Genomic DNA, 25,730 nt, shown 5'->3' with positions numbered 1-25,730 from the left:
ATGACTCTTCAGAATCCGGCCAGATAGGTGGAGTATTCCAGCATCGCTTTGACCGAAGGCCGGATTTTGCTCTCGCTAAGTGGCGTATTATCGTTCTTGGATGGTTTGGAGTTTACTTCAAGCAGCCAGACCTTTCCGCTGGTGTCCAAGGCAAGGTCGATGCCAAGTTCACCGAAATGGGCGGGGATGGGACCTTCAATGCCTTTGGCGATATCCAGCGCCGCTGTATGCAAACCGGCATACGCAGAAGCTTTGGCTGATGAGGACAATTGGGTTTTGGCTACAGCTTCCTTGACGGTGCTGAGACTTCCACCTCGTGCCAAGTTGGATACATAGTGACTGCCGCCTGCAATACGTGCGACGATGGAAGTGACACTCCATTTGCCCGTACGGTTTTTTTGCACCAGCGCACGGAAATCAACGGGTCTGCCGCTGTTATCAATCAGGGAAAGACCCTGTTGGATCTGGTATCGCGTTGTTTTCATTTTCCCAGATAGACTGGCATACAGTTTATCTAGAGAAGTATACGTTTGTTTTCGGGTCCCCCCAACGCTTGTTGCGAGGGTGAGGAAGCTGCCGTCGCTTTGACGGGAGACCCGGATGATACCTTTGCCAAGCGACCCACGAACCGGCTTCAGAAAAACAACCGGGTATCGATTGCACATCGTTTTGAGTGTGGCTGAAGCTTTGAGCAAATGGGATTCGGGTAGCACTTTCTTCAGTGTTGAAATGGACTTCAAGGCATCGAATACTTCATTTTTGTCCAGAAACTTTTCGTTGAAGGTTTGTGTACCGTAGAGCGATTTTACTTCTTTCATAAAATGCTGTACGCTAGGTTTGTTCTCAAGCTTACGGGACGTCAGCCGGTTATTGACGACGTCTGCTATAGGCAGAACGGTCTTTTTCCAGCCGTCATCATACACCCAGCCTTTCATATAACCCGTTACCGCTCCAATATCCTCCGGTGTGAAAAAGGATACATAGGCGCCCTGCTTCCGGCAGGCGTTTACCAGTTCTTGACAGAACATCGTGATGGAGCCAAAGGGCCGATCTGGCTGATCGGGGTAATCCTGGCTAACTAAAACACTGATGTAGGGTCCAAGGCGCAGTGTACGGCTGGCTGAACGATAAGATATGCGCAGCACTGAACGGGGAACAAGACCGGTTTTACTGGCTACCGTCTGATTGATGCGCAGACCGTCATACCTGGGAACAGGGATGACGGTGACCTCACGGCGAAAAGAGCCGAATTGCAGCTGAAGCGGTCGGCCAGAAGGGATTTTAAGCGCCTTGAGCACCCCTTCGCCCAGCATGATGACGTCGTCCTGTAGGATGCCCGAGCCGGTAACCTGAATCGTTACTTTTTTAGTGGACATCACGGATCTCCTTCCTGGCGGCAACTTGATGTCTGATCTCGAAGTTGAACGGCATCTGAACATGGCATGTGCTTCATCATATGAGGACATATAACCCTTGGTGATTGACCTATTTGGATTAAATGCATTTGATGCTCAGCAGATAATGGTTGGGTATGTTTCCGCAACCTTTGTTTGACGGAAGTGAAATACGTGTATTAAAACGGGTGAACGTTGCGATGAGAATATGAATGAGTACAAATGAATAACGAAGAACAACCCAATTAGAGGAGGAATTATAGTGAACATTTATGACAAAGCGAATGATTTGGCCAAAGCACTGAGAGAAAGCAGCGAGGTGGAAGAAATTACTTCTGCGATGAAGCTGATCGAAGCAGATCCGGAAGCAAAGGCTATGCTGGATAATTTCCGTGATCAACAGATGGAATTGCAACAACGTATGATGAGTGGGGATATGCCTGCACCGGACGAGATGGAGAAAATGGAGAAACTGTTTGAAGTATTGAGCTTGAACCTGAATATCCGTCGTCTGTTTGACGCTGAACGTCGTCTCAGTGTCATTATTGAAGACGTGAACAAAATTATTGCAGACAGTCTGGGTCATCTGTATGGTGGCGCTGAAGCCTAAACCTTGTAACGTTTTTTTGCCTGAACCTCTCATATTAGCTCCTTATCGTTCATAGACTAGACATATAGAGTCGATCAAGAACGAAGGAGCTGTGAATGGTGAAAAGGTTGAAGAAAGCAAAACATGTGATCTATCTGGTTATCGCGTTGTCGATGCTGGTTATTGCGCTGCCGCGGATTTCTTTTGCTGGCGGAATGGACTGGGTTAATATTTTTGGCATCGTATGGGTGCTGTTCTCATTATTAATCATTGGTGCACATCTGCATTTTATTCTTGGTGTGGATGAAGAGAAGAAGCGTGCTCTGGAAGCTGTCCGGCGAGCAAAGCTGCGGCAGTGGGAGATGAAACTGGTGGACAAGCAGGAGCAGAGCAAATCAGTATAAGGTTTGGATCACATCCAACATGGTGGTAGAGATGATTCTACCTATCTAAGTAAGGCCGGATTCCCTTTGGTATGAAAGGGCCCGGTCTTTTTTTATGCCCGTAATTTGCTGTTCCGATTATTCAGATCCATGTATCGCAATTCTTTAGGAGAAAGGTGCGTCGAATGGGGTTATTTTCCTAAGGTCGTGTTATAATAGATACAGAATAGTACAGATGCATCTTCGGGGGTGGTACAGATGGACGGGCAGGAAGAAAACGTGACGAAGCATGAACAATTGCTTCAACATATTGAACAACTGAAGGTAGGCAGCAAAATATCGGTGCGTGGACTGGCGCGGGAGCTGGGCGTAAGCGAAGGAACAGCGTATCGTGCGGTAAAAGAGGCAGAGAACTTCGGCTTGGTTGTGACCAAGGAACGAATTGGAACGGTGCGGATCGAGAAAAGACCTCGCGGCATGACCGAGCAGCTGACTTTTGCCGATGTAGTGACCATCGTCGAAGGTCATGTGCTGGGTGGAAGTGACGGTCTGGCCAAACCACTTCACAAGTACGTGATCGGTGCGATGAAAGAACAGGCCATGGCCCGTTACATTGACGCGGGAAGCCTGCTGATTGTCGGTAACCGGGACAATGCTCATTCCCTCGCCCTCGAACAGGGCGCAGGTGTATTAATTACAGGTGGCTTCGGTACAAGCCGTGAAGTGCGAGTGATGGCTGATGAGTTGGGTCTGCCGATCATTTCCTCCAGACATGACACGTTTACGGTGGCTTCAATGATTAACCGTGCGATCTTTGATCGACTGATTAAGAAAAAAATTATGTTGGTAGAGGATATCATCGGTCAGAAACCCCGCCTTCAGGTGCTTAAGGTGACCAGTTCAGCCGCGGATTTTCACTTGCTGGTTTCTGAAACGGGAGAGCATCGCTTCCCTGTAGTAGATGAATGGAACCGGGTTATCGGTATTGTAAGTCTCAAAGATGTGAGTGAGTTAAAAGAGGATCAGAGTATTGAGAAGTGTGTTGTACGCCGTCCAATCACAGCTTCGCTGCAAACCTCACTGGCTTCCGCTGCACAAATTATGACGTGGGAGGGCATTGACTTCCTGCCCATTGTGGATCGGAACCGTAAACTGATTGCCTCCGTCACACGTAAGGAAGTGCTCCAGGCGATGCGTGATGCACAGAAGCAGCCACAGCTTGGAGAGACGTTTGATCATCTGATCTGGAACGGGTTTGCGGAAGAGCGCGGAGAGCAGAACGAACTGTTTTTCCACGGATTTATCATTCCGCAGATGGCGACAGACCTTGGTACGATCTCGGAAGGCGTTCTGCTGAATGTGATGACACAGGCGGGACGGCGTGCTGCCTGGGACATTACAGGAAACGACCATATGGTGGATAATATAACAACGTATTTTGTTCGTCCAGTACAGATTGAAGATCAGATTCTGGTTCGTCCAATTATTTTGGAGACAAGTCGTCGGACCTGCAAAATGGATATTGTCATTACCCGTGATGGGAATGTGGTATGCAAAGCGGTGATGACTCTGCAATCCATTGACCATGCCTAAAAGGGCGAGAGATTCTGAGTTCGGAAAATATCATGAGTTTACAAAAAAGAGAACAAGCCTGAACCCCGAAATCAACGGGGTTCAGGCTTGTTCGATAGATGAGGGTACTCTCTTTTTGGCAGATTGCAACGGCATCCTGCTATTATGCTTCAGGCAGATTGTCTGGATGTCTTGCCAGTTCCACCCTCTGCATGCTGCTGAAGGCGGGCATAGTAACTGCGGTTACGTAAACCGGCGAACAGATTGTACGCTCCCATAATTAGAAATAGCGCTTCCACAACGACGGATAGCGTAGAACCGGTAAACACAAACATCAGGATGAGGGCAAGAATAATCAGCATGCTGCCCATCCAGACGTTGGTCCATGAGCGATAAAGACCTGTGGCGATGGGATCAGTGGACCTGCGCGAACGAATGCTGTTCAGAGCTGAACAGACCATGGCCAGGGCAAAGATAGCGATCAGGGCATATTTGAGTACATCGATGAACACAAAGACGCAGCTCCTTTTCTGGAAAGCATTTACTGCCCTTATTGTACCATGCAGTCAGAGGGCAAGGGCAGTTTTTTTCCGGAGCTGTCATCTATTTCTAAGCTGGAACGTGCATCCGAATCTGTACCCAAACTTGCAGCACACCTTCCATCACCAGCATTGTTTTCACCTGAACGGTATATTCCTTTTCTCTGACCGTGTACACTTTTTGGTTCAGCATGATTCGCGTCATTTTGCTGTACTCATCGATGTTGAATACGTCGCGGCCCCGGAGCACCTCAAGTTCATCGCCCAGTTTCTGTAACATCACTTTCAGGGAGGCCTCGTCCGGACCTTTGTCAGAATCTTCTGCACGGACCTTGATTTCCTTGATGACGGTTTGGCGTTTACTGTATTTTTTCAGCGTTTTAATATCCTCCTCATTCTGATGCAGCTGAAGCTGCAACTCCTGATTGTTGAGCCACAACTCGTTGTAACTCAAGTGAAATACACCGTTGTACACGACACAACCGGCGATCATTCCCAGAACAAAGACAGCAGTCATGCGCATAAGCGGGCGGTAACGTGAAAATGGCGGAATTCTCATGGGCGCTGTCCTGGAGTCATGCTAACCCCGTCCTCCACCGCAAACCCATTTTACCAGTTCGGTACCCATGTGGGCGCCCATGAATGCGGATATCAGATACAAAATTTGTTTGACTGCCGGAGACAGGTTTCCGTCCAGCACGTTGCTTTCGATTACCCGCATCGGATCGATTGTACCGCCAACGGCCGCCGCGAGCGCCCAAATTTTAATTTTCCCAGCGACATCAAGCATCGTCTGTGTCGGAGGCTGGAGAGAGACCACCGCTCCTATACCTCCAATCATCGCGCCGCCCAGCACGATCCCAAATGCAATGAAGAAATCAAGAATGGCTTTGGACAAAAATGTGCTCATCCGGCAACACCCCTTTCAGACCCAGCAGCACACCTCCTGTCTTCGGTCCGTAACAGGGGGAGCGGCTTGTACTTCTATTGTATGGGCGTGCCCCCGAACGATATGATAAAATAGAATAATAAAACACGCTTCTTTCGGATGAATCCTTATATTTCATTCATTTCATTAATAGAGCATTTTACATGAATACAGAAAGCGACTTTCGGTTGAACCGAAGGATGAAAAATACGGATAGAAGAAGATAGTGCAGCAACTGTCTCAAGACGGGAGCTGCGACTGTCCTTGCGAAAGGAAGAAAAAAACATGAGTTCTTTTGTGCATTTGCACGTTCACAGTGAATATAGTTTGCTGGACGGCGCTGCGCGTATACCGGATCTCGTGAATAAGGCCGCGGATCTCGGAATTACTACGCTGGCATTGACCGACCACGGTGTAATGTATGGTGCTATTCCTTTCTATAAAGCATGCGTCGAGCGGGGAATTAAGCCGATCATAGGTTGTGAGGCTTATATGACTGCCGGGTCTCGCAAAGAGCGGGGAAGCCGCAAGGATCAGCCGATCCATCATCTGATTTTACTGGCCAAAAATATGACGGGTTATCAAAATCTGATGAAACTATGCTCCATTGGTCATTTGGAAGGCTTCCATTACAAACCGCGTATTGATATGGAGAGTCTGGCCGCCCATCACGAAGGGATCATCTGTTTAAGTGCTTGTTTGGGAGGTGAGGTTCCCCAGCATCTGCTGCATGGACGCGAGGAAGAGGCAAAGCGTGCAGCGCTGCGTTACAAACATATTTTTGGTCCCGATTTCTATCTGGAACTGCAGGATCACGGGTTATCTGAGCAAAAAAGAGTGAACCCGCAGCTGATTCGTCTGGCAGCAGAACTGGATATTCCATTGGTGGCGACCAATGATGCGCATTATCTGTCAGAAGAGGACGCTGAGCTTCAGGATGTGTTGATCTGCATCGGAACAGGGAAAACGGTAGATGACGAGAATCGGCTGCGCATCGGAACCAATCAGCTTTATCTCAAGAGTGAACAAGAAATGGCGCGTTTGTTCCCCCATGTGCCAGAGGCATTGGAGAATACGGTTCGCATCGCGGAGTCGTGTGAGTTGCAGCTGGAATTCGGCAAATCGATTTTGCCGGAATACAGACCGCTTCCTGAAGGGAAAAGTCCTTCTGCCTATCTGCGGCAGCTGTGCGAAGAGGGAATGGAAGAGCGTTATAGTGAATCATCACGTTGGACGGACCCGGAACTTAGAACCGAACTTGAACAGCGGCTGGATTATGAGCTCCAGGTTATAGACAGTATGGGATTCTCGGATTATTTTCTGATCGTATGGGATTTTATCGCCTATTCTCACCAGCAGGGAATTGTCACCGGACCGGGCCGTGGCTCCTCGGCAGGTAGTCTGGTCGCCTATACCTTGCGTATTACAGACGTTGATCCCATGAAGTATAATCTGCTCTTCGAGCGGTTTTTGAATCCGGAACGGATCTCCATGCCGGATATTGATATCGACTTCAGCGACGAACGGCGGGACGAAGTCATTGAATATGTAGCGAAAAAATACGGCAAAGCCCATGTCGCCCAAATCATTACCTTTGGTACGATGGCTGCCCGTGCAGCCGTTCGGGACGTCGGGCGTGCACTGAACGTGCCCTACGGCGAGGTGGACAAGGCAGCGAAGCTGATTCCTGCACAGCTTGGCATTAACATTCAGCGGGCAATGGAAGCTACCCCTGAACTGAAGGCTCTGTATGAGACCAAGCCGAAAACGCGTGAATTGCTTGATATGGCCATGAAGGTGGAAGGCATGCCTCGTCATGCGTCCACACATGCGGCGGGGGTGGTCATTTCCCGTGATCCGCTAACGGATGCTGTTCCGCTTCAGGAGGGCAGCGAGGGAACGGCCTTAACGCAATATTCCATGGAAAACCTGGAGTCCATTGGACTGCTCAAAATGGACTTCCTCGGTCTGCGTACCCTTTCAATTATTGAACGCTGTCTGCGCTGGATTGGGGAAAATGGCGAAATTCCGGATTTTCGTCATATTCCGGACGACGATGCACTCACCTATGAGATGCTTGGTCGAGGCGATACGATGGGGATATTCCAGCTCGAATCCGCAGGGGTACGTCGTGTTCTGAAGGAGCTAAAGCCAAGTGTATTTGAAGATATTATTTCCGTGCTGGCCTTGTATCGTCCAGGCCCGATGGAGTTCATCTCCAAATACATTCAGGGCAAACATGGACAGATCGAAGTGGACTACCCCCATGCGGATCTGGAGTCCATCCTCAAGGATACGTACGGCATCATTGTATATCAGGAACAAATTATGCAGATTGCTTCCCGAATGGCGGGCTTCTCTCTCGGTGAAGCGGATTTGCTCCGCAGAGCGGTTTCCAAGAAGAAACGGGAAGTACTGGATCTCGAACGTGGGCATTTCGTTCAGGGCAGTCTGAAGCAAGGATACAGCGAAGCGGAGGCAGATCTGGTCTATGACATGATCGTCAAGTTTGCCAACTATGGTTTCCCGCGTGCTCACGCTGCTGCATATGGTGTGCTAGCTTTCCAGACGGCGTATCTGAAAGCCCATTATCCCATTCAATTTATGGCCTCGATGTTAACCGCCGTTATGGGCAGTCACCGCAAAGTAGCGGAGTACGTTGTGGAATGCCGTCGCATGGATATTGAAGTACTTCCACCGGATGTAAATGAGAGCGGTATTCTGTTTACACCTGTGCTTGCATCATCCCGCAGCACCAGGGCTGGACATGCGGCGGAAACCCAACGTTTAGGGGGAGAGCAGGGTGAGGATGGTACAGCAGGTTCTACGGTGGAACATGCGGTACATGATGATCATTATTCCGGACAAGCGGAATACGGCGAAGCCCCTCTGCCGGATGATCCGGGCCCCGCTCCAGAAGAAGACGGTAGTGCATACGAGTGGCAGGCAGCGACGACAGTGCCAGGGCAGTCCGAGGATCGAAATAATTCTGGCGCAGTGACTGTTTCTACAGCAGAACGTCTGCATGGAACTGGGGAAGAGGAGTCCTCCCATTCCGAACAGCATGGAATGTCCGCTGTACAGGAGAAAGATGGATTGTTGGATCAGAACTCTGATGCAGATACAGCAACCGGGGCGATACGATTTGGTCTGGCTGCGGTGAAAAATGTAGGTACCCAGGCGATGGAGAGTATCATGATTGTACGGCAGGAAAGACCGTTCGACAGTTTGCTCGATTTTTGTCGTCGCGTCGATTTGCGGGTATGCAACAAACGTGTGATTGAATCGCTTATTCAGGCGGGCGCTTTTGACACATTGCCTGGACACCGCGCCCAATTGCTGGCGATGCTGGATGAGACGGTGGAAGCGGCTCTGAAATGGCGCAAGGAACGCGAGGATCTGCAAATTCAATTGTTTGATTTTGTCGAGACGCCAAACTGGGAGATTGAATACCCCGAAATTCCGCTTTATTCCGGGAGTCAGCAGTTGGAGCTGGAACGTGAGCTGTTAGGTTTGTATCTCTCTGGTCATCCATTGGATGACTATGAAGATGTGCTTGAATCCAGCGGCGCAGATCGCATTATGGAGCTGACGGAAGCGGCTGACGATACGATGGCTGTCGCAGCCGGGATGGTCGTGTCTGTGAAGTCAATTACGACGAAACAGGGCAAGGCTATGGCGTTCATGGAGCTGGAAGACCAGATCGAACGCTGTGAAGTGGTTCTCTTTCCCGAAGTATGGCGGCGCAGCCAGCAGTATGTCGGGAAAGGTGAACTGCTCGTCGTGCGTGCCAAGGTGCAGCAGCAGGACGAAGGGTTCAAGCTGCTGGCTGAGGAAGTGGCGCCGTTGTCACCGGCGGCACTGGAACAGCAGCTGCGCAGCCGCGAACGGCGCGGCAAGCCCGGCAGCGGCAGTGCTTCGCGCCCGGCGGCTCCGCCACGGCAGGCGGGCGGCGCGGGAGCCGGAGCGCAGCGCAGCAGCGCAGGCGTGAATGCTGGAGCTGCGCACAGCAGCGGAAGTCAGGGTCCGGTAGCGTCGCACAGCGCTGCGGGTAGGCCTGGGGCGGCCGATGCAAATGGGGCCGCTTCGGTGGCTCGCCGGGCCACTGAGGCCGCTGGCGGCACGGAGCAGAGCCGTGGGCCGCGAGTGGTGGAGCAACGGGTGTTCGTGAAGATCACCCCGCAGGCGGAGAAACCGGAGCTTCTGGCCCGACTCAAGCAGTTGCTCCAGCAGCATTCGGGTCCGGTGGCGACGGTGCTCTTCTATGAACAGCAGCAGAAGCTGCTCGCATTGAGTGATGCCTACCGGATTAAACCTTCGCCCTCTTTATTCTCCGAGATGGAGAAGATGCTGGGTGAGGGCACGGTCAAAATAAAATAAGCTGTTCTTAAAGTGATTAATTCTTGATTCAAAGCGCTAACGAATCTACCGTGTCTTAAAAGGCGGATGATTGTGAAATGCAAAGTTTAGCGAACGTCAGTGGCGTTATTGCGGTATAAAACTGCGTCACGAATTGTAGAATGACGAAATAACATCTCTGTGATTCATTAAACTACAGACCTGTGGGAATTGGAGCTAATAACGTGCGCTGGATTCGTAGGTCCGAATCGAATAATGCTAAAAAGGTGTCTCAGGCCATGCTCATGACTTTGGGACACCCCTCGTATTCCCAATGATGAAACCTGTTCGGCCAACGGCCGAGCAGGTTTTTGTATTTATATTACCGATTCCATCAGGTATGCTGGCGAAGGAGATATTCAATGCACGCAACCATGTAATATGTGAATCTTTTTACATAATTTATAGGATAAGCAGACTGCCAAAGCGAATGTGCATTCCGCATTTTTTATGAACATTTTGCGAGTTTGCCGCATACACTTGAGAACACCGAAGGACCTGGGGGTCCTCGGGGGAGCGATGCGGGAGGTCGAGATATGTCATATGAAATCGTAGAAGCCATGCTGGCCCGGCGGGGTGTACAGATTGATGCAATCGCGGAAATTGTATATCGTCTGCAAAAAGGGTACCACCCGGAACTGACTATGGATGACTGTGTCACGAGTGTAAAATCAGTACTGCAGAAACGTGAGGTGCAATATACGCTGTACACAGGTATAGCCCTTGACGAGCTTGCTGAGAAACGCCTTTTGCCGCAACCTTTGCAGGCGATTATGGAGGCGGATGAATCCCTGTATGGAGTGGACGAGACTCTTGCTCTTGGCATTACCCATGTGTATGGTATGATCGGTTTAACCAGTTTTGGTTATCTGGATAAAGAAAAGATTGGCGTCATTCATGATCTGAACGAAGCAGGACCAGCTATACATGTTTTTCTGGACGACCTGGTTGCCGGGCTCGCCGCCGCTGCTTCTGCCCGAATTGCTCACAAAAATATTAAAGCCAAGAAATATCCATCGGATATCTGATTTCCTTCATTTGTTATCTTTTGTTTGTTGACTGGAAGGTCATCCAGGGCGGCTATTGCTGCCCTGAGGGGCCTGGAATTCCTTTTTCGAGAAGGAAAGTCCTAGGATCATTGCATCAACCATATCGGTTATCCTCGCGGGACAAATGTCCCTCTAGTTCTCGTTTTCTCCCCAAAGGTCCCGAACCCTTCCTTGCAGAAAAAAAGTGAGGTATGTTATCATTAGTCCAATATACGGGCTCTGAACATTAGCTTAGGGGGCGGACATGGCATGTGGACGGTGATTTACATTGCACCGACAGCAAAGGTTGCGGACAAGATCAAGACCAAGCTTTCGGAAGAAGGTTTTCTGGTACAGACCCGTCCCATCAGTTTATCCAAGCAGCAATTTGAGATTCGCGTCCCTTCAGGGGAATTGGAAGAGGTTCAGGAAGTGCTGAATTCGATTCTGCATTCCTGATTCATTCGATATCAGACGTGCCTTGGCAGATGAAGAAGTACCAATGGTACATAAGGGACTGACCGCGTAAGCGGAAAGAGGAATCGACTTGCATGTATTGTATGCTGCTGTCCTTCCTTCTTTTTTTGTTAGGACAAGGACTGACCAGATTGCTCCCAGAGACCCTACCAAGACAGATTCAAACATCGGCGCAACAATCTTTCGGTTATTGCAGGTAACATCAATCGTGCTGACATAAGCCGCTGATCCTTGCCTTATACCGGCGGATTTTTTTGTTGTGAATGCTGGACAAGGCCCATGGCAGCGTATGGGTCGTAAGCGGTTTACCGCAGCGCGCGGATGAAGTTGCTATATGCAACGGACTGCAGGTTGCGGCCATCAAATCAACGGCTGGAGAGGTGTAGTTGTGTTCAAAGATATATTCCAGAAAAAACGGAAGTACGCCACCATACCTTCCGAGCGTGCGCTTCGTGGCGAAGGTCAGGAAGCTGGAGAACGTCCAAAACGGGAAATACCTGAAGGGCTTATGAACAAGTGCAGCAAATGCGGCACGATTCAATATAGCAAGGAATTGGAAAAAAACCTGAAAGTATGTCCGGCTTGCGGCTACCATATGCGTTTGAACGCAATGGAACGTATTGCCATGGTTCTAGATGAGCAAGGGTTTGTGGAGTATGACGCTGATATGGTATCGGTTAATCCGCTTGACTTCCCTGGATATAGCAACAAACTGGAGCAGCAGCGCCTGAAGTCAGGACTGAAGGAAGCTGTTATTACAGGTGAGGGAACCATAGAAGGTTTGCCTGTGGTTGTTGCTGTCATGAGCTTCGACTTCTTTACAGGCAGTATGGGTTCGGTTGTCGGAGAGAAAATTACCCGTGCGATTGAACATGCCACAGAGAAACGTTTGCCTTTGATTATTTTCTCGACATCTGGGGGTGCCCGGATGCAAGAGAGTATTCTTAGCCTTATGCAAATGGCGAAAACAAGCGCGGCTTTGTCCCGTTTAGATGAACAGGGCGGGTTGTATATTTCGGTCATCACGGATCCGACGACAGGTGGAGTTTCAGCCAGTTTTGCGAGTCTTGGTGATATCATTATTGCCGAGCCCGGAGCTGTATTTGGCTTTGCCGGCCGAATCGTTATTGAGCAGACGATCCGTCAGAAACTGCCTGATGATTTCCAAACGGCAGAATTTAATTTGCAGCACGGCCAGCTGGACATGGTGGTCCATCGCAAAGAACTTCGAGCCACCCTTGGCAAGCTTCTAGACATGCATAGTGAAAAAGGAGGGGTCTAAATGGCGGGTGAGTTGCCATATGAAGCGCCTCTGGTTGAGATGCGCAAAAAGATCGAAGAGCTCGTACAGTTTGGACAGGAAAAAGGCATCGACTTCACTGACGAAATTGCCCGCCTGGAAGAACGTTATCATAGACTTGAAGAAGAGATTTATTCCGGCATAACGGCTGCACAGAAAATGCATCTGGCGCGGCATCAGCAGCGTCCGACAGCGCTGGATCTGATTCAATTGATATTTACCGATTTCATGGAGTTGCACGGCGACCGCATGTTCGGAGACGATCTGGCGGTTGTTGGCGGACTAGCGAAGCTGAACGGAAAAACAGTAACGGTCATCGGCCAACAGCGGGGGAAAGATACGAAGGATAATATCGCCCGCTTTTTTGGGAGCGCACATCCGGAAGGATTTCGAAAAGGGCTGCGTTTGATGAAACAAGCGAACAAATTTGGTCGTCCAATTATTACATTCGTTGATACTAAAGGGGCGTATCCGGGTAATACTGCTGAAGAGAGAGGTCAATCGGAAGCTATTGCCCGTAACCTGCTGGAAATGGCGAAGCTCTCGGTGCCTGTTATTGTAGTGGTCATCGGCGAGGGCGGAAGCGGCGGGGCCCTCGCTATGGCAGTGGGTAATCGTGTGTTGATGCTGGAGCATGCGATTTACTCTGCGATCTCTCCGAACGGAGCTGCATCGATTCTCTGGAAAGATGCATCCAAGGCAGATCAGGCGGCCGAAGCGATGAAAATAACGGCCAAAGACCTTCTGGAGATGGAGGTCATTGAAGAAATAATCCCTGAGCCACGCGGCGGCGCTCATCGGGATTATGAAGAATCTGCGGCTGCGATCAGCGAGGCCTTGATTCGTCATCTGGACGAGATGAAAGGCTGGACTGGTGACCAATTGAAACAGGATCGGTATGAGAAATTCCGTAAAATTGGATCAGTCACGTTTGAACCTGAAGTGCAGATAGAAGTCCCTCAGGTGCCTGTTGAAGTCGATACAGCGGGTAATTTGTCGGGAAATGCTGAATGATGTGACGAATTTCCTATACAAATGAGCCAAAGTATAGTAAATTTAATAGTTGGAAAAAGAAAAAGAGATAAAAAGATAGACCTTTAAAATCGGAGGAAACCCAAAATGCGCAAAACAAAGATTGTATGTACGATTGGTCCATCCAGTGAATCATTGGAGAATACCAAAAAATTGATTATGGCCGGTATGAATGTGGCCCGTTTGAACTTCTCCCACGGTGATTTCGATGAGCACGGCGGACGGATCACAGCAATTCGCCAAGCATGCGAAGAGCTGAACAAGACAGTAGCGATCTTGCTGGACACCAAAGGACCGGAAATTCGGACAGGTAAACTCGAAGTGGAGCCAATCGAATTGGTTCAAGACGAGTACATCACTTTGACAACAGAAGAAATTCTGGGCACCAAAGAACGTCTCTCCATTACGTATGCAGATCTTCCGAGTGATGTTGAACCGGGATCTACAATTCTGATCGACGACGGTCTGATCGGACTGACTGTGGTGGAAGTGCAAGGCACCGAGATCAAATGCCGTATCGTTAACGGCGGTACGATCAAAAGCAAAAAAGGTGTTAACGTTCCGGGCGTTGCCATTTCTCTGCCGGGTATCACTGAAAAAGATGCCAACGATATCGTATTTGGTATCGAACAAGGTGTCGATTTCATCGCGGCTTCTTTTGTTCGTAAAGCAAGCGACGTGCTTGAGATTCGTGAATTGCTTGAAAAACACAATGCTGGACATATCCAAATCATCTCCAAAATTGAGAACCAACAAGGTGTGGACAACCTCGATGAAATCCTTGAAGTGTCCGACGGCCTGATGGTTGCTCGTGGAGACCTGGGTGTAGAGATTCCTGCGGAAGAAGTACCATTGGTACAAAAACGCATGATCGAAAAATGTAACGTTGCAGGCAAACCGGTTATCACAGCTACACAAATGCTGGATTCCATGCAGCGCAACCCGCGTCCAACACGTGCGGAAGCAAGTGACGTGGCTAATGCGATCTTCGACGGTACAGATGCAATCATGTTGTCTGGTGAGACAGCTGCGGGTAAATACCCAGTTGAATCCGTTCTGACAATGTCCCGTATTGCCGAAAAAGCAGAATCCGCTCTGCCTTACCAAGAGCTGTATCTGAAACAACGTGTTGCTCAACAAACAACAGTTACTGAAGCAATCAGCCAATCTGTTGCCCTGTCAGCTCAAGATCTGAACGCTAAAGCGATCATTACTTCGACTGAATCCGGTCATACAGCACGTATGATTTCTAAATATCGTCCAGAATCTCCAATCATCGCGGTGACAACGGAAGACAGAACTTCCCGTCGTCTTGCGCTGGCTTGGGGTGTAACACCAGTCAAAGGAAGACTTGTTGATTCCACTGACGCTTTGTTTGAAAATGCAATTGAAGGCGGCGTGAAATCCGGACTTGTAAAAGAAGGAGACCTTGTTGTTATTACAGCGGGTGTACCTCTGGGTCGTTCCGGTTCCACGAACCTGATCAAAGTAAGCCAAATTCCAAACAACGCATAATTGTGTTTGGACGAGAAGCAACAGGAATGAAGCAATGGGGCGTTTGTGTCCCGTTGCTTTTTTTCCATCTTTATGGCACTTTAGCGCCGCTGGATACGTAAGAATGGGTATATCGAAGGAGGCCGGTAACATGCAGCAACAAAGCAATGGCAGTTGGTACACGGCACGCCTTCGCGTGCGTTATCAGGAAAGTGATCAGATGGGTGTGGTCTATCACGCCAACTATTTAAATTGGTTTGAAATCGGTCGAACCGAGATGATTCGCCAAATGGGGTATACATATCGTAAAATGGAGGAACAGGGGTTACTGCTTCCGGTAACCGGACTGGATGTGAAATATCATAAACCTGCCCGGTATGATGATGACATCATCATTTTCACCCGTATTGCTGCGTTTAGTGGTCTGCGACTGAACTATGAGTATGACATAAGGCGCATGACTCCAGACCTTAATGAGCAGATAGGCGACGGGCAACGAGTATGGTTATCTGAGGAGTCCCTTCCTGGTGAACGATTGGTTACAGGCTCTACCCAGCATGTATGGGTCAATGGGGACTGGAAGCCAGTCAGGCTGGATAAGGCAGCTTCTGAGCTCTACAGCGCGCTTGAGAAAGTGTGGCTTTCAGGAAAGGGGTAATACGTAATGCGAAGATGGATGTGGGCCCTGCTATTAATCATTCCGGTGATTGAACTGTTTGGTTTCATTCTTATGAGTGACTGGATTGGAGCCGGAAAGACTTTGCTTCTCATGATTCTCACGTCCTTGATCGGTATAGCCATGTTGCAGTTTGAAGGACGAAAAGTACTTATCGATGCCAAATCCGAGATGGAGCGCGGTAAAGTGCCCGGAAGGAAAATGGTAGATGGACTTTTTATTTTTGTCGGTGGTTTCCTCCTGCTGATTCCGGGATTTATTACAGATCTGATCGGATTTACACTGTTGTTTCCAGTAACACGTTCAGTGTACCGTCTATTCTTCCTGGGCTGGCTGGAGAAGAAAATGAGAAATGGAAGTATTAAGTTTTATCGTGGCCCGAAACAATAGGATATACCAGCATCAGTTAAAGAAAGGCACCTCCACCAGATTCAGTCTGATGAGCGGTGCCTTTTTTTACTTGTTTATATGCGCATGACAGAGAACAGAAGTCATGATTTTATCGGACGCGTCCGTTAATAATATATGTCCGGAGATCACGGAACACGTTCGCTCGATTGAATGCATCAAGGATAACGAGGCTGACAGGGCCAATGATCAAACCGAGTACACCAAACAATTTCAATCCCACAAACATGCCAACCAGTGTGGCGAGAGGGTCCAAGCCGACACTGCTGGCAAGCACTTTGGGTTCAATGATTTGGCGAGCAATCAGCACAATCAGATATACAATACTGATGCCGATCCCCAGGTACAGTTCTCCGTTCATAAGCAGGTACGCTGCCCAAGGAACCATCACGAGGCCAACGCCGAGATAAGGGAGCAGATCTACTAGACCGATGAGCAAAGCAATCGTGAAGGCAGATTTAACCTGGAGCACAAGCAATCCAATCATGACAAATAATGCGGTGATGGAGATCATAATCAACTGGGCTCGTGCATAACCGAACAGTGCTTTTTTGAGATCATTCCATATGTCGGTAATCGGTTTGCGAATGGATGAAGGTACCCAGCCTGATACAGTAATGCTGTGTCTGTTCCAGCTTTTGCTGATAAAAAAAGCGGAGAGCAAAACCACGATTAATACGGCTCCCATGTTGGGTAGAGAAGTGAGCAGATTCAGGATCATGTTGAAAAATCCGGTGACCAGATCCGTTACTGCTGTACCTACCGTTTCGGTTGTTTTGCTAATATTGCTGTTAATCGTCTCCTGATAGTTGGGATTTTCCTTGTAAAATTCATTAATCTGTCCAATTAAACTCTGAATCGTGTCATTCTGGGTCCAGCGGACGAACGTAGCCTTAATCTCATCGACATGAAGGTCGAAGCTCGTCGTTAGTGAAATGACTTCCTTTACCATACGGGTTACCGCAGCGGACAATACGACAACAATGGCCCCGAAATAAATGATTAGTGATAAGGTTACAGCCAGCCAGCGAGGAAATCGTGCCTTGTATTGAAGCAACTTTACCAGAGGATTCATCGCATAGGCGATAACCCAGGCAATGGCAAAAGGATATAACAGCGGGAACAGCAGGTATATGGCAACAGCAATGAGTATGGTCGCGATAATCACCCATAAGCCGCGCAGCAGACGTTTTATTATGATTCTATCCAAGCATCAACTCTCCTTATTCCATTTCAAGCTACCTATAAACCATGAAGGAAACACAGGAAGCTATCTAGTTAATATAGAGCAAATACACTGATTTGAAACGCTAGGATGTCGTCGAATGATATCTTTTCTTTTGCCTAGAGTATGCCTCATATTCACAAAATATAGCAATAAAAACTTGATTAATAGCATGGATTTATATAAAAAGAATAAAATGTCAACCTTGTTTTTGTAAAGGTTTTCAAAAATGCTTTATCGGTCTGATAAAGAAGTTTGATGTGCGGATGACCTCGCATCATGTTCACATAAACGACAAAATCCAGTATGATGAGAGAAGGAAATACCGATTGACAGATATGAAAACCGGATATTGAGGTATTTATTAATTTTAAAATGTAAATGGTTACAAAAGAAGGACGAGTGCGTTTTAAGCACGTAGATGACACTCTGGATGGGTTCTTGATTTCGTTTATTAAAGGAGAGATGTAATATGACAGCTACCAAAGGTCTGGAAGGCATCGTTGCAACAACCTCTTCGATCAGCTCCATTGTAGACGGTGTGCTCACATACCGTGGTTACGATATTGACGATCTGGCAGAACATGCAAGCTTTGAAGAAGTTGCGTATTTGCTGTGGTTTGGTAAATTGCCAACTACGGATGAACTGAAATCCCTTCGCAAAAGCCTGAGCGATTACGCGCCGATTCCGAGCGAGTTGATTGCACAAATCCAATTGTATCCGAAAAACATGAGTACCATGGCAGCACTGCGTTCCGCGGTATCCGCACTGGCTCTGTACGATGAGCAGGCTGACGAGATGACAGCGGAAGCGAATGAGAACAAAGCGGTTAAGCTGCAAGCGCAGTTGCCAACCATTGTGGCAGCCATAGCCCGTATCCGTCAGGGCAAGGAACCTGTGGCTCCAAAAGAAGGCGCTTCCATCGCAGAAAACTTTTTATATATGATGACTGGAGAACAACCAGCTGAGACCGCTGTTAAAGCTCTTGATCAAGCGCTTGTCCTGCATGCGGATCATGAGTTGAACGCTTCTACATTTGCAGCACGTGTAACCGTAGCTACGCTGTCTGACATCTATTCGGGAGTAACTTCTGCGATTGGCGCATTGAAGGGACCATTGCATGGCGGTGCGAACGAAGCCGTTATGAAAATGCTGAATGAGATTGGTACACCTGATCGTCTGGAAGCAGCTATTCAAGAAAAATTGAACAACCGTGAGAAGATCATGGGCTTTGGACACCGTGTCTACAAAAATGGAGATCCGCGTGCGAAACATCTGCAAAAGATGTCCAAGGAACTGGGCGAAATGAACAACGATACACGCCTGTATGAAATGTCAGTGAAGATCGAGGAACTGGTGACAGGACAAAAAGGTCTGAAGCCAAATGTAGATTTCTATTCCGCTTCTGTATATACCCAATTGGGTATTGAAGAGGTACTGTTTACACCGATCTTTGCGATTAGCCGGGTATCAGGTTGGACTGCTCATATTCTGGAACAGCTTGCGGATAACCGTATTATTCGTCCGCGTGCCGAGTACACAGGCCCAACAGATCAGAAGTACGTTTCAATTGAACTTCGCTAATGGCATCAAAACCAGTATAATAAACAAGGACGGGGTGAAGGGGGGAACCTGTTGGCTAATACTAGCAGCACGTTCATAACCCTTCCTCCAATAAGACAAGCGGTGTGTTATCATACTGCATCTACGAAACCCAAGGAGGAATTATACGAATGAAATTAGAAAAATTTGCTCACCCAACTGAAGGCGAAAAAATTCAAATTGATAACGGTACACTGCAAGTACCTAATAACCCGATCATTCCATTTATTGAAGGTGACGGTACAGGCCGCGACATCTGGAAAGCTTCCAAACGTGTATTGGATGCAGCTGTTGAAAAAGCATATGACGGCAACAAAAAAATCGCATGGTATGAAGTGTTTGCTGGACAAAAAGCATTCGATACATACGGTGAGTGGTTGCCGAATGATACACTGGAAGCCATCCGTGAGTATATCGTAGCGATCAAAGGACCATTGACTACGCCAATCGGCGGCGGTATTCGTTCCCTGAACGTAGCCCTGCGTCAAGAACTGGATCTGTACACTTGCTTGCGTCCTGTTCGCTACTTCGATGGTGTACCTTCTCCGGTTAAACGTCCTGAGCTGGTAGACATGGTCATTTTCCGTGAAAATACGGAAGATATCTATGCGGGTATCGAGTATGCAGAAGGTTCCGAAGAAGTGAAAAAAGTAATCCAGTTCCTGCAACAGGAAATGGGCGTAAACAAAATCCGTTTCCCTGAAACTTCAGGTATCGGTATCAAGCCAGTTTCCTCTGAAGGTTCCAAACGTTTGGTACGTGCAGCAGTACAATATGCCATCGATCACAACCGTAAGAGCGTTACTTTGGTACACAAAGGCAATATCATGAAATTTACTGAAGGTGCCTTCAAAAACTGGGGTTATGAAGTTGCTGAAGAAGAGTTCGCTAATAAAGTGTTCACTTGGGCACAATACGATATTATTAAAGAAAAAGACGGTACGGATGCAGCTAATGCAGCTCAAAAAGCAGCTGAAGATGCTGGCAAAATCATTGTGAAAGATGCTATTGCCGATATCGCTCTGCAACAAGTACTGACTCGTCCAGGCGAATTCGATGTAATCGCAACGTTGAACCTGAACGGTGACTATCTGTCCGATGCACTGGCTGCACAAGTTGGTGGAATTGGTATCGCTCCAGGAGCGAACATCAACTATGTAACAGGACATGCTATCTTCGAAGCTACTCACGGTACTGCGCCTAAATATGCTGACAAAGATGTCGTGAACCCTGGTTCCGTTATTCTGTCTGGCGTTATGTTGCTTGAGCACTTGGGCTGGCAAGAAGCGGCTAACCTGATCTACAAAGGGATGGAAACATCCATTAACAATAAAACAGTAACTTATGACTTTGCACGTCTGATGGACGGCGCTACTGAAGTGAAATGTTCTGAATTTGCTGATCAAATCATTAAAAACCTGTAAGGGGAGATGTGAATCGTGACTATTCAGCGCAAAAAAATCACAGTAGTCGGCGCCGGATTTACCGGAGCTACAACGGCTTTGATGCTTGCCCAAAAAGAACTCGGGGATGTTATTCTGGTTGATATTCCACAATTGGAAAACCCGACTAAAGGTAAAGCGCTCGACATGTGGGAAGCTAGTCCTGTTCAGGGCTTCGATAGCAATATCGTTGGTACTTCCAACTACGAGGATACTGCAGGTTCGGAGATTGTTATTATTACGGCAGGTATTGCCCGTAAACCGGGTATGAGCCGTGATGATCTGGTCAACACGAATGCAGGGATCGTAAAGTCTGTTTGTGAAAATGTGAAAAAATATTGCCCTGATTCCATCGTCATTATTCTAAGCAACCCGGTAGATGCAATGACATATGCAGCTTATCAGACGCTTGGTTTTCCTAAAAACCGCGTAATCGGTCAGTCCGGTGTACTGGATACTGCACGTTATTGTACATTCATTGCACAAGAGCTGAATGTATCGGTTGAAGACGTCCGTGGATTCGTTCTTGGCGGTCACGGAGACGATATGGTACCACTCGTTCGTTATTCCAGCGTTGGCGGTATTCCAATCGATACCCTCATCCCGGCAGAGCGCATTGAAGCCATCGTACAACGCACACGTGTTGGCGGCGGTGAGATCGTGAACCTGCTCGGTAACGGCAGCGCATATTATGCACCAGCAGCTTCATTGGTGCAAATGACCGAAGCCATTTTGAAAGACAAAAAACGAATCATTCCGGTTATTGCTTACCTTGAAGGGGAATATGGCTACAATGACTTGTTCCTTGGTGTGCCAACCATTTTGGGTGGTAACGGAATTGAAAAAATATTTGAACTGGAACTGACTGCTGAGGAAAAAGCAGGACTCGACAAATCTGCGGATTCGGTTCGTAACGTCATTTCAGTAGTGAACCTGTAAAAGTTTGAAAACTTTTTGACAGGAACAGACAGAAAACCTTCGGATCATCCGGAGGTTTTCTTTTCTTTGGATAAGTTCCCCAGTATAATGAGATGTGATGTATAGCACACTGATTGAAATTTCTGAGGAGGATGGACATTTTGACAATGATTATGTATTTGCTCCATATTATTGGAGCACTGGCGATGGGCTTCTATCTGATCTTGCCATTCGTAGTTGGCAAAATCCGCACCTTGAGTGCTGCCGCTCAAGAGGGAGCATTTGCATCGCTCCGTTCGTTGAACCGTATCGCACAGTACGGACTTGTGATTCAGCTTCTTACGGGTGGTTATTTGATGACCAAGGGTGAGTATTCCTACCTGTGGATGGGCGTAGTAGTGGTACTGTTGCTGGCTATCGCAGCAATTGGTGGCATTATGGGTAAACCGTTACGTTTGGCATCAGAGGCTGTGAAAAGCAATCGTGACGTCAGTGCAGAGCAGAGCAAGATTCGTACGTTCAGCACATTGCTGGCTGTATTCCTGCTCATTATGGTATATCTGATGGTGAACAACCAGGTAATCTAATAACAGCTGCGAACAAGTTTTATGGCCAGCTTAACTTAAAGCGTTTGCACTTCAAACGTATGGGACAAGCTGGATAAGTAAGTAAGGTCTTGAACGGTAGTGAAATAGACAGCCCAGAGGCTGTCTATTTTTGTTCGCACGGTTTTGGCATAATGTCTGACAAGAAGCAAGGTGTGTGGTGTTGAACTAACGGCATATATGGGCGCACTTCGTTATACATTACATTCTGTTAACTTAGGCTGACAGCGTGGGTAAATACGGTGTTACGACCATTACGCTTGGACTCATATAGTGCCGTATCGGCATCGCGCAGCAAGGATTCCAGAGAATCGGACCCTCCATTATATTGTGCCACTCCGAAGCTTGAAGTGAGAGGAATACGAGTACCCTGTACCTCCAGCGGGTCATTCAACAAAGCCACACGTAACTTCTCGGCGAGCTGCTCACCATCTTGGAGGGAGGCATTGGGAACCGCGATCACAAACTCCTCTCCTCCATACCGTGCAAACAACATCTCTGAGTTCAAATAACGATTACATACGGAGACCACATGAATGATAGCCTGATCCCCAACGTCATGTCCATAGGTGTCATTAATTCGTTTGAAATGATCAATATCAAATAATATAAAGGCCGCAGGTTGCAGATTAAGCTGGGCTTCACTCAGTATCTCTCGACCTCTGAGCAGGAACTGCGTACGGTTATATATTTTAGTGAGACCATCGAAGTAAGCCAGTTGCTTTAACTGTTCTTGGAGGAAACGTTGCTCTGTAATATCAATTAGCATAATTAGAGTGCCAACGGCTTGTCCTTCTTTGTTATAGACATAAGAGGTTCTGACCTGATAACAGACGGTCTCTCCGTTCAATTGCCAGTACAGATCGGTTTGCAGACCTTCTCGGCCGTATTCCACTGGAAAGGTCTCGCCAGCAAGCGAAAGCCATATATCGTTCAGATGTTGACCCACCATGTTGAAATTAAGCTCTGGCAGCATATCACGCAGAGATTGGTTATAGTCGACGAGACGATTGGAACTATCCAGCACGATAACGCCTTCACGCATACTCTCAAAGATACTATCCTTGGCAATAGGTACGATGGTTAGCAGACGGGAGGATAGAATAGCCCATATATACATAGCGGATGTAACGCACATGAGAACCGGAACGGGGTCCATTCCACCTGGGGTGAGACCAAGCAAATACAGAAAGGCCGCTACCATGGGAATAATCTGTGAAGTGATTAGGGTGAGCAGCTGACGACGATACATCTTTTTGGTATGTCGCCATTGTCCGATGAGAATAAGGCAGGCACATAACAGACAGGAAAAGGTGAATGCACCATGAACAACGTACCACTGCCCTATAGCAATATCCATCAGCGGGACGGGACTGTCTTCTCTTAGCCATACTCTTTTATAGAAAAGATGATGAAAATCATTTGTTGCTACCATGAACAAGGTAATGGAAGGGATTACAAAGAGTGCCGCAGAAGCCTTTTTGGATAACTTTTTACCCGTGTATTGCATCATGAGCATCAGCCCGAGAGAGGCGGAGAAAGGCATACCAATGTATTCTACAACCGTCCAGAATTTCATCTGCTCCAGTGTACTGCTGGCAAGTTCAATCGCGTAGCCGAAGGTGTAAACAGACAAAGCTGCTGTATAGAGAATGAATATTTTCGAACTGGGGATCTCTGCTCTTCTAACATAAGTATATAAACACAGAAAAACATTCAGCACGGCTGAAGTTGCTACAAGTGTTATATAAGAATTAATGTGCGATTCCATGGGTTTGGTCTCCATATTAGATTAGAATAGTTGTTTAGTTTGGCAGTATGACCGCATCATTGAAATAGATTAATGTAGTTTAAAACATATATGTATACTGTACATTGTACATCAGCCCATACAGCATAGGAATACAATTTGGGCGGTGAAACAGTTCAATTTCGAAAAAAATTTCGAATGTTTGACAAAATAGGTCGAATTCGATGCGGATATATCTAAATTGACAACATGTCTGCGAGAAATGATTAAGAATAACCATTTTAGTATTGAAAATTTTTCTGTTTGACCGCTAAAAGGGAGTGGTAAGTAAGTATCGAGGCCACAGACGGGGACTTTGGAGCATGACGGTTGAAAAAGGGAATAATTTGTATTGTTCATGCCATCCTACAGAATGAGACTTGATTTAGACATTCCATTTTGAGAGGAGAAATGCCAGATGTCAACTGACACACAGAACAAAAAGACGATGCCTGCCCAACATCAGGATCAGCGTCCGGGTATTGAATCGGAGATGCACCCCAAACCAGAGTTTGAGAAACCTGAATATAAAGCAGCCGGCAAGTTGTTGAATAAGGTTGCATTGATCACGGGTGGAGACAGCGGAATTGGACGTGCTGTTGCCGTTACATACGCGAAGGAAGGTGCGGATGTAGCGATTGTATACCTGAGTGAGCATGAGGATGCCGAAGAGACCAAGCGTCAGGTCGAACAGGAAGGACGCAAATGCATATTGATTCCCGGTGATATTGGGGATGATGCCTTTGCCAAGAAATCTGTGCAACAGACGGTGGATCAACTGGGTAAGCTGGATATTGTCGTGAATAATGCAGCGGAACAGCATCCCCAGCAGCAGCTGGAGGATATTACTCCAGAACAGTTGGAGCGTACGTTCCGCACAAATATTTTTGGCATGTTTTATATTACACAGGCTGCTCTGCCACATCTCAAGAAAGGCAGCACAATCATTAATACAACCTCTATTACCGCGTATCGCGGAAATCCGACGTTAATTGATTATTCATCGACGAAAGGAGCCATCACTTCATTTACACGCTCCTTGTCGATGAACGTTGTGGAGAAGGGAATTCGTGTGAATGCCGTCGCTCCAGGGCCAATTTGGACCCCGCTCATTCCATCCACATTTGATGAGAAAAAGGTGAGCGAATTTGGTGCTACTCAGCCAATGAAACGTCCAGGGCAACCGGATGAACTGGCTCCAGCTTACGTATATCTCGCTTCGGATGATTCTTCCTACGTGAGCGGTCAGGTGATGCACGTTAATGGCGGCGAAGTGGTAAACGGATAATCCATTGATGATGTGTTGCAAATGAAGGCGTATCGATTCCAGCATGACTGGTCGGTACGTCTTTTTTTGTGAGCATATCGCGGAATAAATATGATTTTGATCCGGTTTTACAAAAGTCGGGATTGGCGTTGATACAACCATGATACTTTATCAATAGGCTTCCCTGGAGATAGTTATAGCACTTCCGCGACGTGCTGCTAATCAAAAATGGCAGGATCTACATGCTATCTGTGATATGATATAGACCGAACAAGTAAGCTTCGGAGGCGGTCACATGAAGATTAGCAAACAAAATGCGGCACACTATATATGGGGTGGACAGTGCGATGGCTGGCATCTCGTTCAAAATGAAGAACTGAGCGTTATTCATGAACGTATGCCTGCAGGAACATCTGAAACTCGGCATTACCATTCAATAAGTCGTCAGTTTTTTTTCATCCTCAGCGGGGAGGCGTGTATGGAACTTAACGGGGAAGAGTTCATGCTCAAACCCCATGAAGGAATAGAGATTGGGCCTGAGATTCCACATCAGATGCAGAATCGGAGCGAAGCAGACGTAGAGTTTCTTGTCATTTCACAGCCCACCACTCGTGGTGATCGAATAGAAATGGACATGTAGTTAAATTATTAATTTTATATAAA

At 47.5% G+C, this 25,730-nt stretch carries 23 protein-coding genes; 17 read left to right on the top strand and 6 right to left on the bottom strand.

The genetic code is table 11. The features are described from left to right. Positions 1-8: 8 nt before the first annotated feature. On the bottom strand, positions 9-1,376 hold the full coding sequence (locus tag HW560_RS28665; RefSeq protein ID WP_179265282.1) for a YheC/YheD family endospore coat-associated protein: 1,368 nt from the start codon (positions 1,374-1,376) through the stop codon (positions 9-11). A 280-nt stretch (positions 1,377-1,656) separates the two neighbouring features. On the opposite strand from HW560_RS28665, the gene HW560_RS28660 reads away from it, so the two are divergent. From HW560_RS28660 to HW560_RS28650, 3 genes are all read left to right on the top strand, one after another. Next, positions 1,657-2,004, top strand: coding sequence for a YlbF/YmcA family competence regulator (locus tag HW560_RS28660; RefSeq protein WP_076289793.1), 348 nt, complete (start codon positions 1,657-1,659; stop codon positions 2,002-2,004). A 95-nt stretch (positions 2,005-2,099) separates the two neighbouring features. Further along, a complete protein-coding gene (locus HW560_RS28655) occupies positions 2,100-2,387 on the top strand; it encodes a hypothetical protein (protein WP_063564309.1) in 288 nt (95 codons plus the stop codon). A 237-nt stretch (positions 2,388-2,624) separates the two neighbouring features. Then, on the top strand, positions 2,625-3,959 hold the full coding sequence (locus HW560_RS28650; RefSeq protein ID WP_090895382.1) for a DRTGG domain-containing protein: 1,335 nt from the start codon (positions 2,625-2,627) through the stop codon (positions 3,957-3,959). Between the two features lie 149 nt (positions 3,960-4,108). Here the strand turns inward: HW560_RS28650 and HW560_RS28645 are convergent, their stop codons facing one another. The 3 genes from HW560_RS28645 to HW560_RS28635 form a co-directional block, all read right to left on the bottom strand. Then, positions 4,109-4,450 (bottom strand): YtpI family protein, encoded by a 342-nt coding sequence (locus HW560_RS28645; protein ID WP_179265281.1) that lies wholly within the window; start codon positions 4,448-4,450, stop codon positions 4,109-4,111. A 97-nt stretch (positions 4,451-4,547) separates the two neighbouring features. After that, positions 4,548-5,036 (bottom strand): sporulation membrane protein YtrI, encoded by a 489-nt coding sequence (locus HW560_RS28640; RefSeq protein WP_063564310.1) that lies wholly within the window; start codon positions 5,034-5,036, stop codon positions 4,548-4,550. A 21-nt stretch (positions 5,037-5,057) separates the two neighbouring features. Beyond that, positions 5,058-5,387 carry a YtrH family sporulation protein gene (locus HW560_RS28635; RefSeq protein ID WP_024629128.1) on the bottom strand — a complete coding sequence of 110 codons (330 nt, stop codon included), beginning with the start codon at positions 5,385-5,387 and terminating at the stop codon, positions 5,058-5,060. Positions 5,388-5,690: 303 nt separating this feature from the next. Between HW560_RS28635 and HW560_RS28630 the strand changes: the two genes are divergently transcribed. From HW560_RS28630 to HW560_RS28595, 8 genes are all read left to right on the top strand, one after another. Further along, the gene (locus tag HW560_RS28630; protein WP_179265280.1) at positions 5,691-9,785 is read left to right on the top strand and encodes a DNA polymerase III subunit alpha; all 4,095 of its coding nucleotides are present in this window, start codon (positions 5,691-5,693) and stop codon (positions 9,783-9,785) included. A 554-nt stretch (positions 9,786-10,339) separates the two neighbouring features. Then, positions 10,340-10,831 carry a phosphatidylglycerophosphatase A family protein gene (locus HW560_RS28625; protein WP_024629130.1) on the top strand — a complete coding sequence of 164 codons (492 nt, stop codon included), beginning with the start codon at positions 10,340-10,342 and terminating at the stop codon, positions 10,829-10,831. Positions 10,832-11,101: 270 nt separating this feature from the next. Then, positions 11,102-11,290: a hypothetical protein gene (locus tag HW560_RS28620; RefSeq protein ID WP_017689496.1), complete on the top strand. Its 189-nt coding sequence runs from the start codon at positions 11,102-11,104 to the stop codon at positions 11,288-11,290. A gap of 406 nt (positions 11,291-11,696) precedes the next feature. Beyond that, the gene (gene accD / locus HW560_RS28615; RefSeq protein WP_090895386.1) at positions 11,697-12,590 is read left to right on the top strand and encodes an acetyl-CoA carboxylase, carboxyltransferase subunit beta; all 894 of its coding nucleotides are present in this window, start codon (positions 11,697-11,699) and stop codon (positions 12,588-12,590) included. Beyond that, positions 12,591-13,622, top strand: a complete 1,032-nt coding sequence (locus HW560_RS28610; RefSeq protein ID WP_179265279.1) for an acetyl-CoA carboxylase carboxyltransferase subunit alpha — start codon at positions 12,591-12,593, stop codon at positions 13,620-13,622. Between the two features lie 105 nt (positions 13,623-13,727). Beyond that, positions 13,728-15,155, top strand: coding sequence for a pyruvate kinase (pyk, locus tag HW560_RS28605; RefSeq protein WP_063568089.1), 1,428 nt, complete (start codon positions 13,728-13,730; stop codon positions 15,153-15,155). A gap of 130 nt (positions 15,156-15,285) precedes the next feature. Next, on the top strand, positions 15,286-15,792 hold the full coding sequence (locus tag HW560_RS28600) for an acyl-CoA thioesterase (protein WP_090895390.1): 507 nt from the start codon (positions 15,286-15,288) through the stop codon (positions 15,790-15,792). 6 nt (positions 15,793-15,798) lie between these two features. Continuing rightward, positions 15,799-16,200 carry an FxsA family protein gene (locus HW560_RS28595; RefSeq protein ID WP_090895391.1) on the top strand — a complete coding sequence of 134 codons (402 nt, stop codon included), beginning with the start codon at positions 15,799-15,801 and terminating at the stop codon, positions 16,198-16,200. A 109-nt stretch (positions 16,201-16,309) separates the two neighbouring features. Here HW560_RS28595 and ytvI read toward each other — a convergent pair whose 3' ends face one another. Then, positions 16,310-17,428 (bottom strand): sporulation integral membrane protein YtvI, encoded by a 1,119-nt coding sequence (gene ytvI, locus HW560_RS28590; RefSeq protein WP_179265278.1) that lies wholly within the window; start codon positions 17,426-17,428, stop codon positions 16,310-16,312. Positions 17,429-17,915: 487 nt separating this feature from the next. Between ytvI and citZ the strand changes: the two genes are divergently transcribed. From citZ to HW560_RS28570, 4 genes are all read left to right on the top strand, one after another. Further along, positions 17,916-19,028 carry a citrate synthase gene (citZ, locus tag HW560_RS28585; protein WP_076289785.1) on the top strand — a complete coding sequence of 371 codons (1,113 nt, stop codon included), beginning with the start codon at positions 17,916-17,918 and terminating at the stop codon, positions 19,026-19,028. Positions 19,029-19,177: 149 nt separating this feature from the next. Further along, positions 19,178-20,470 carry an NADP-dependent isocitrate dehydrogenase gene (icd, locus tag HW560_RS28580; RefSeq protein WP_179265277.1) on the top strand — a complete coding sequence of 431 codons (1,293 nt, stop codon included), beginning with the start codon at positions 19,178-19,180 and terminating at the stop codon, positions 20,468-20,470. Between the two features lie 15 nt (positions 20,471-20,485). Continuing rightward, the gene (gene mdh / locus HW560_RS28575; RefSeq protein ID WP_090895396.1) at positions 20,486-21,427 is read left to right on the top strand and encodes a malate dehydrogenase; all 942 of its coding nucleotides are present in this window, start codon (positions 20,486-20,488) and stop codon (positions 21,425-21,427) included. A 140-nt stretch (positions 21,428-21,567) separates the two neighbouring features. Beyond that, entirely contained in the window at positions 21,568-21,993 is a 426-nt protein-coding gene (locus tag HW560_RS28570; RefSeq protein WP_090895398.1) for a hypothetical protein, read from the top strand. A 229-nt stretch (positions 21,994-22,222) separates the two neighbouring features. Here HW560_RS28570 and HW560_RS28565 read toward each other — a convergent pair whose 3' ends face one another. Beyond that, positions 22,223-23,782 (bottom strand): histidine kinase N-terminal 7TM domain-containing diguanylate cyclase, encoded by a 1,560-nt coding sequence (locus HW560_RS28565; protein ID WP_090895400.1) that lies wholly within the window; start codon positions 23,780-23,782, stop codon positions 22,223-22,225. Positions 23,783-24,218: 436 nt separating this feature from the next. On the opposite strand from HW560_RS28565, the gene HW560_RS28560 reads away from it, so the two are divergent. Beyond that, on the top strand, positions 24,219-25,088 hold the full coding sequence (locus HW560_RS28560; RefSeq protein WP_179265276.1) for an SDR family oxidoreductase: 870 nt from the start codon (positions 24,219-24,221) through the stop codon (positions 25,086-25,088). Positions 25,089-25,362: 274 nt separating this feature from the next. Then, on the top strand, positions 25,363-25,707 hold the full coding sequence (locus HW560_RS28555; protein WP_090895404.1) for a cupin domain-containing protein: 345 nt from the start codon (positions 25,363-25,365) through the stop codon (positions 25,705-25,707). Positions 25,708-25,730 lie beyond the last annotated feature (23 nt).

Origin of the sequence: Paenibacillus sp. E222, assembly GCF_013401555.1 — a bacterium.
Lineage (GTDB): Bacteria > Bacillota > Bacilli > Paenibacillales > Paenibacillaceae > Paenibacillus.
The sequence above is the reverse complement of the archived record's forward strand: the minus strand, read 5'-3'. Positions and strand labels throughout refer to the sequence as shown.

Coding starts and splice junctions, on each gene's coding strand:
- icd (WP_179265277.1), top strand. CDS start 19,178: ATGAAATTAGAAAAATTTGCTCACCCAACTGAAGGCGAAAAAATTCAA.
- HW560_RS28565 (WP_090895400.1), bottom strand. CDS start 23,782: ATGGAATCGCACATTAATTCTTATATAACACTTGTAGCAACTTCAGCC.
- HW560_RS28595 (WP_090895391.1), top strand. CDS start 15,799: ATGCGAAGATGGATGTGGGCCCTGCTATTAATCATTCCGGTGATTGAA.
- HW560_RS28635 (WP_024629128.1), bottom strand. CDS start 5,387: ATGAGCACATTTTTGTCCAAAGCCATTCTTGATTTCTTCATTGCATTT.
- HW560_RS28655 (WP_063564309.1), top strand. CDS start 2,100: ATGGTGAAAAGGTTGAAGAAAGCAAAACATGTGATCTATCTGGTTATC.
- HW560_RS28555 (WP_090895404.1), top strand. CDS start 25,363: ATGAAGATTAGCAAACAAAATGCGGCACACTATATATGGGGTGGACAG.
- HW560_RS28625 (WP_024629130.1), top strand. CDS start 10,340: ATGTCATATGAAATCGTAGAAGCCATGCTGGCCCGGCGGGGTGTACAG.
- HW560_RS28560 (WP_179265276.1), top strand. CDS start 24,219: ATGTCAACTGACACACAGAACAAAAAGACGATGCCTGCCCAACATCAG.
- HW560_RS28650 (WP_090895382.1), top strand. CDS start 2,625: ATGGACGGGCAGGAAGAAAACGTGACGAAGCATGAACAATTGCTTCAA.
- HW560_RS28600 (WP_090895390.1), top strand. CDS start 15,286: ATGCAGCAACAAAGCAATGGCAGTTGGTACACGGCACGCCTTCGCGTG.
- HW560_RS28630 (WP_179265280.1), top strand. CDS start 5,691: ATGAGTTCTTTTGTGCATTTGCACGTTCACAGTGAATATAGTTTGCTG.
- HW560_RS28620 (WP_017689496.1), top strand. CDS start 11,102: ATGTGGACGGTGATTTACATTGCACCGACAGCAAAGGTTGCGGACAAG.
- citZ (WP_076289785.1), top strand. CDS start 17,916: ATGACAGCTACCAAAGGTCTGGAAGGCATCGTTGCAACAACCTCTTCG.
- pyk (WP_063568089.1), top strand. CDS start 13,728: ATGCGCAAAACAAAGATTGTATGTACGATTGGTCCATCCAGTGAATCA.
- HW560_RS28665 (WP_179265282.1), bottom strand. CDS start 1,376: ATGTCCACTAAAAAAGTAACGATTCAGGTTACCGGCTCGGGCATCCTA.
- HW560_RS28610 (WP_179265279.1), top strand. CDS start 12,591: ATGGCGGGTGAGTTGCCATATGAAGCGCCTCTGGTTGAGATGCGCAAA.
- HW560_RS28640 (WP_063564310.1), bottom strand. CDS start 5,036: ATGAGAATTCCGCCATTTTCACGTTACCGCCCGCTTATGCGCATGACT.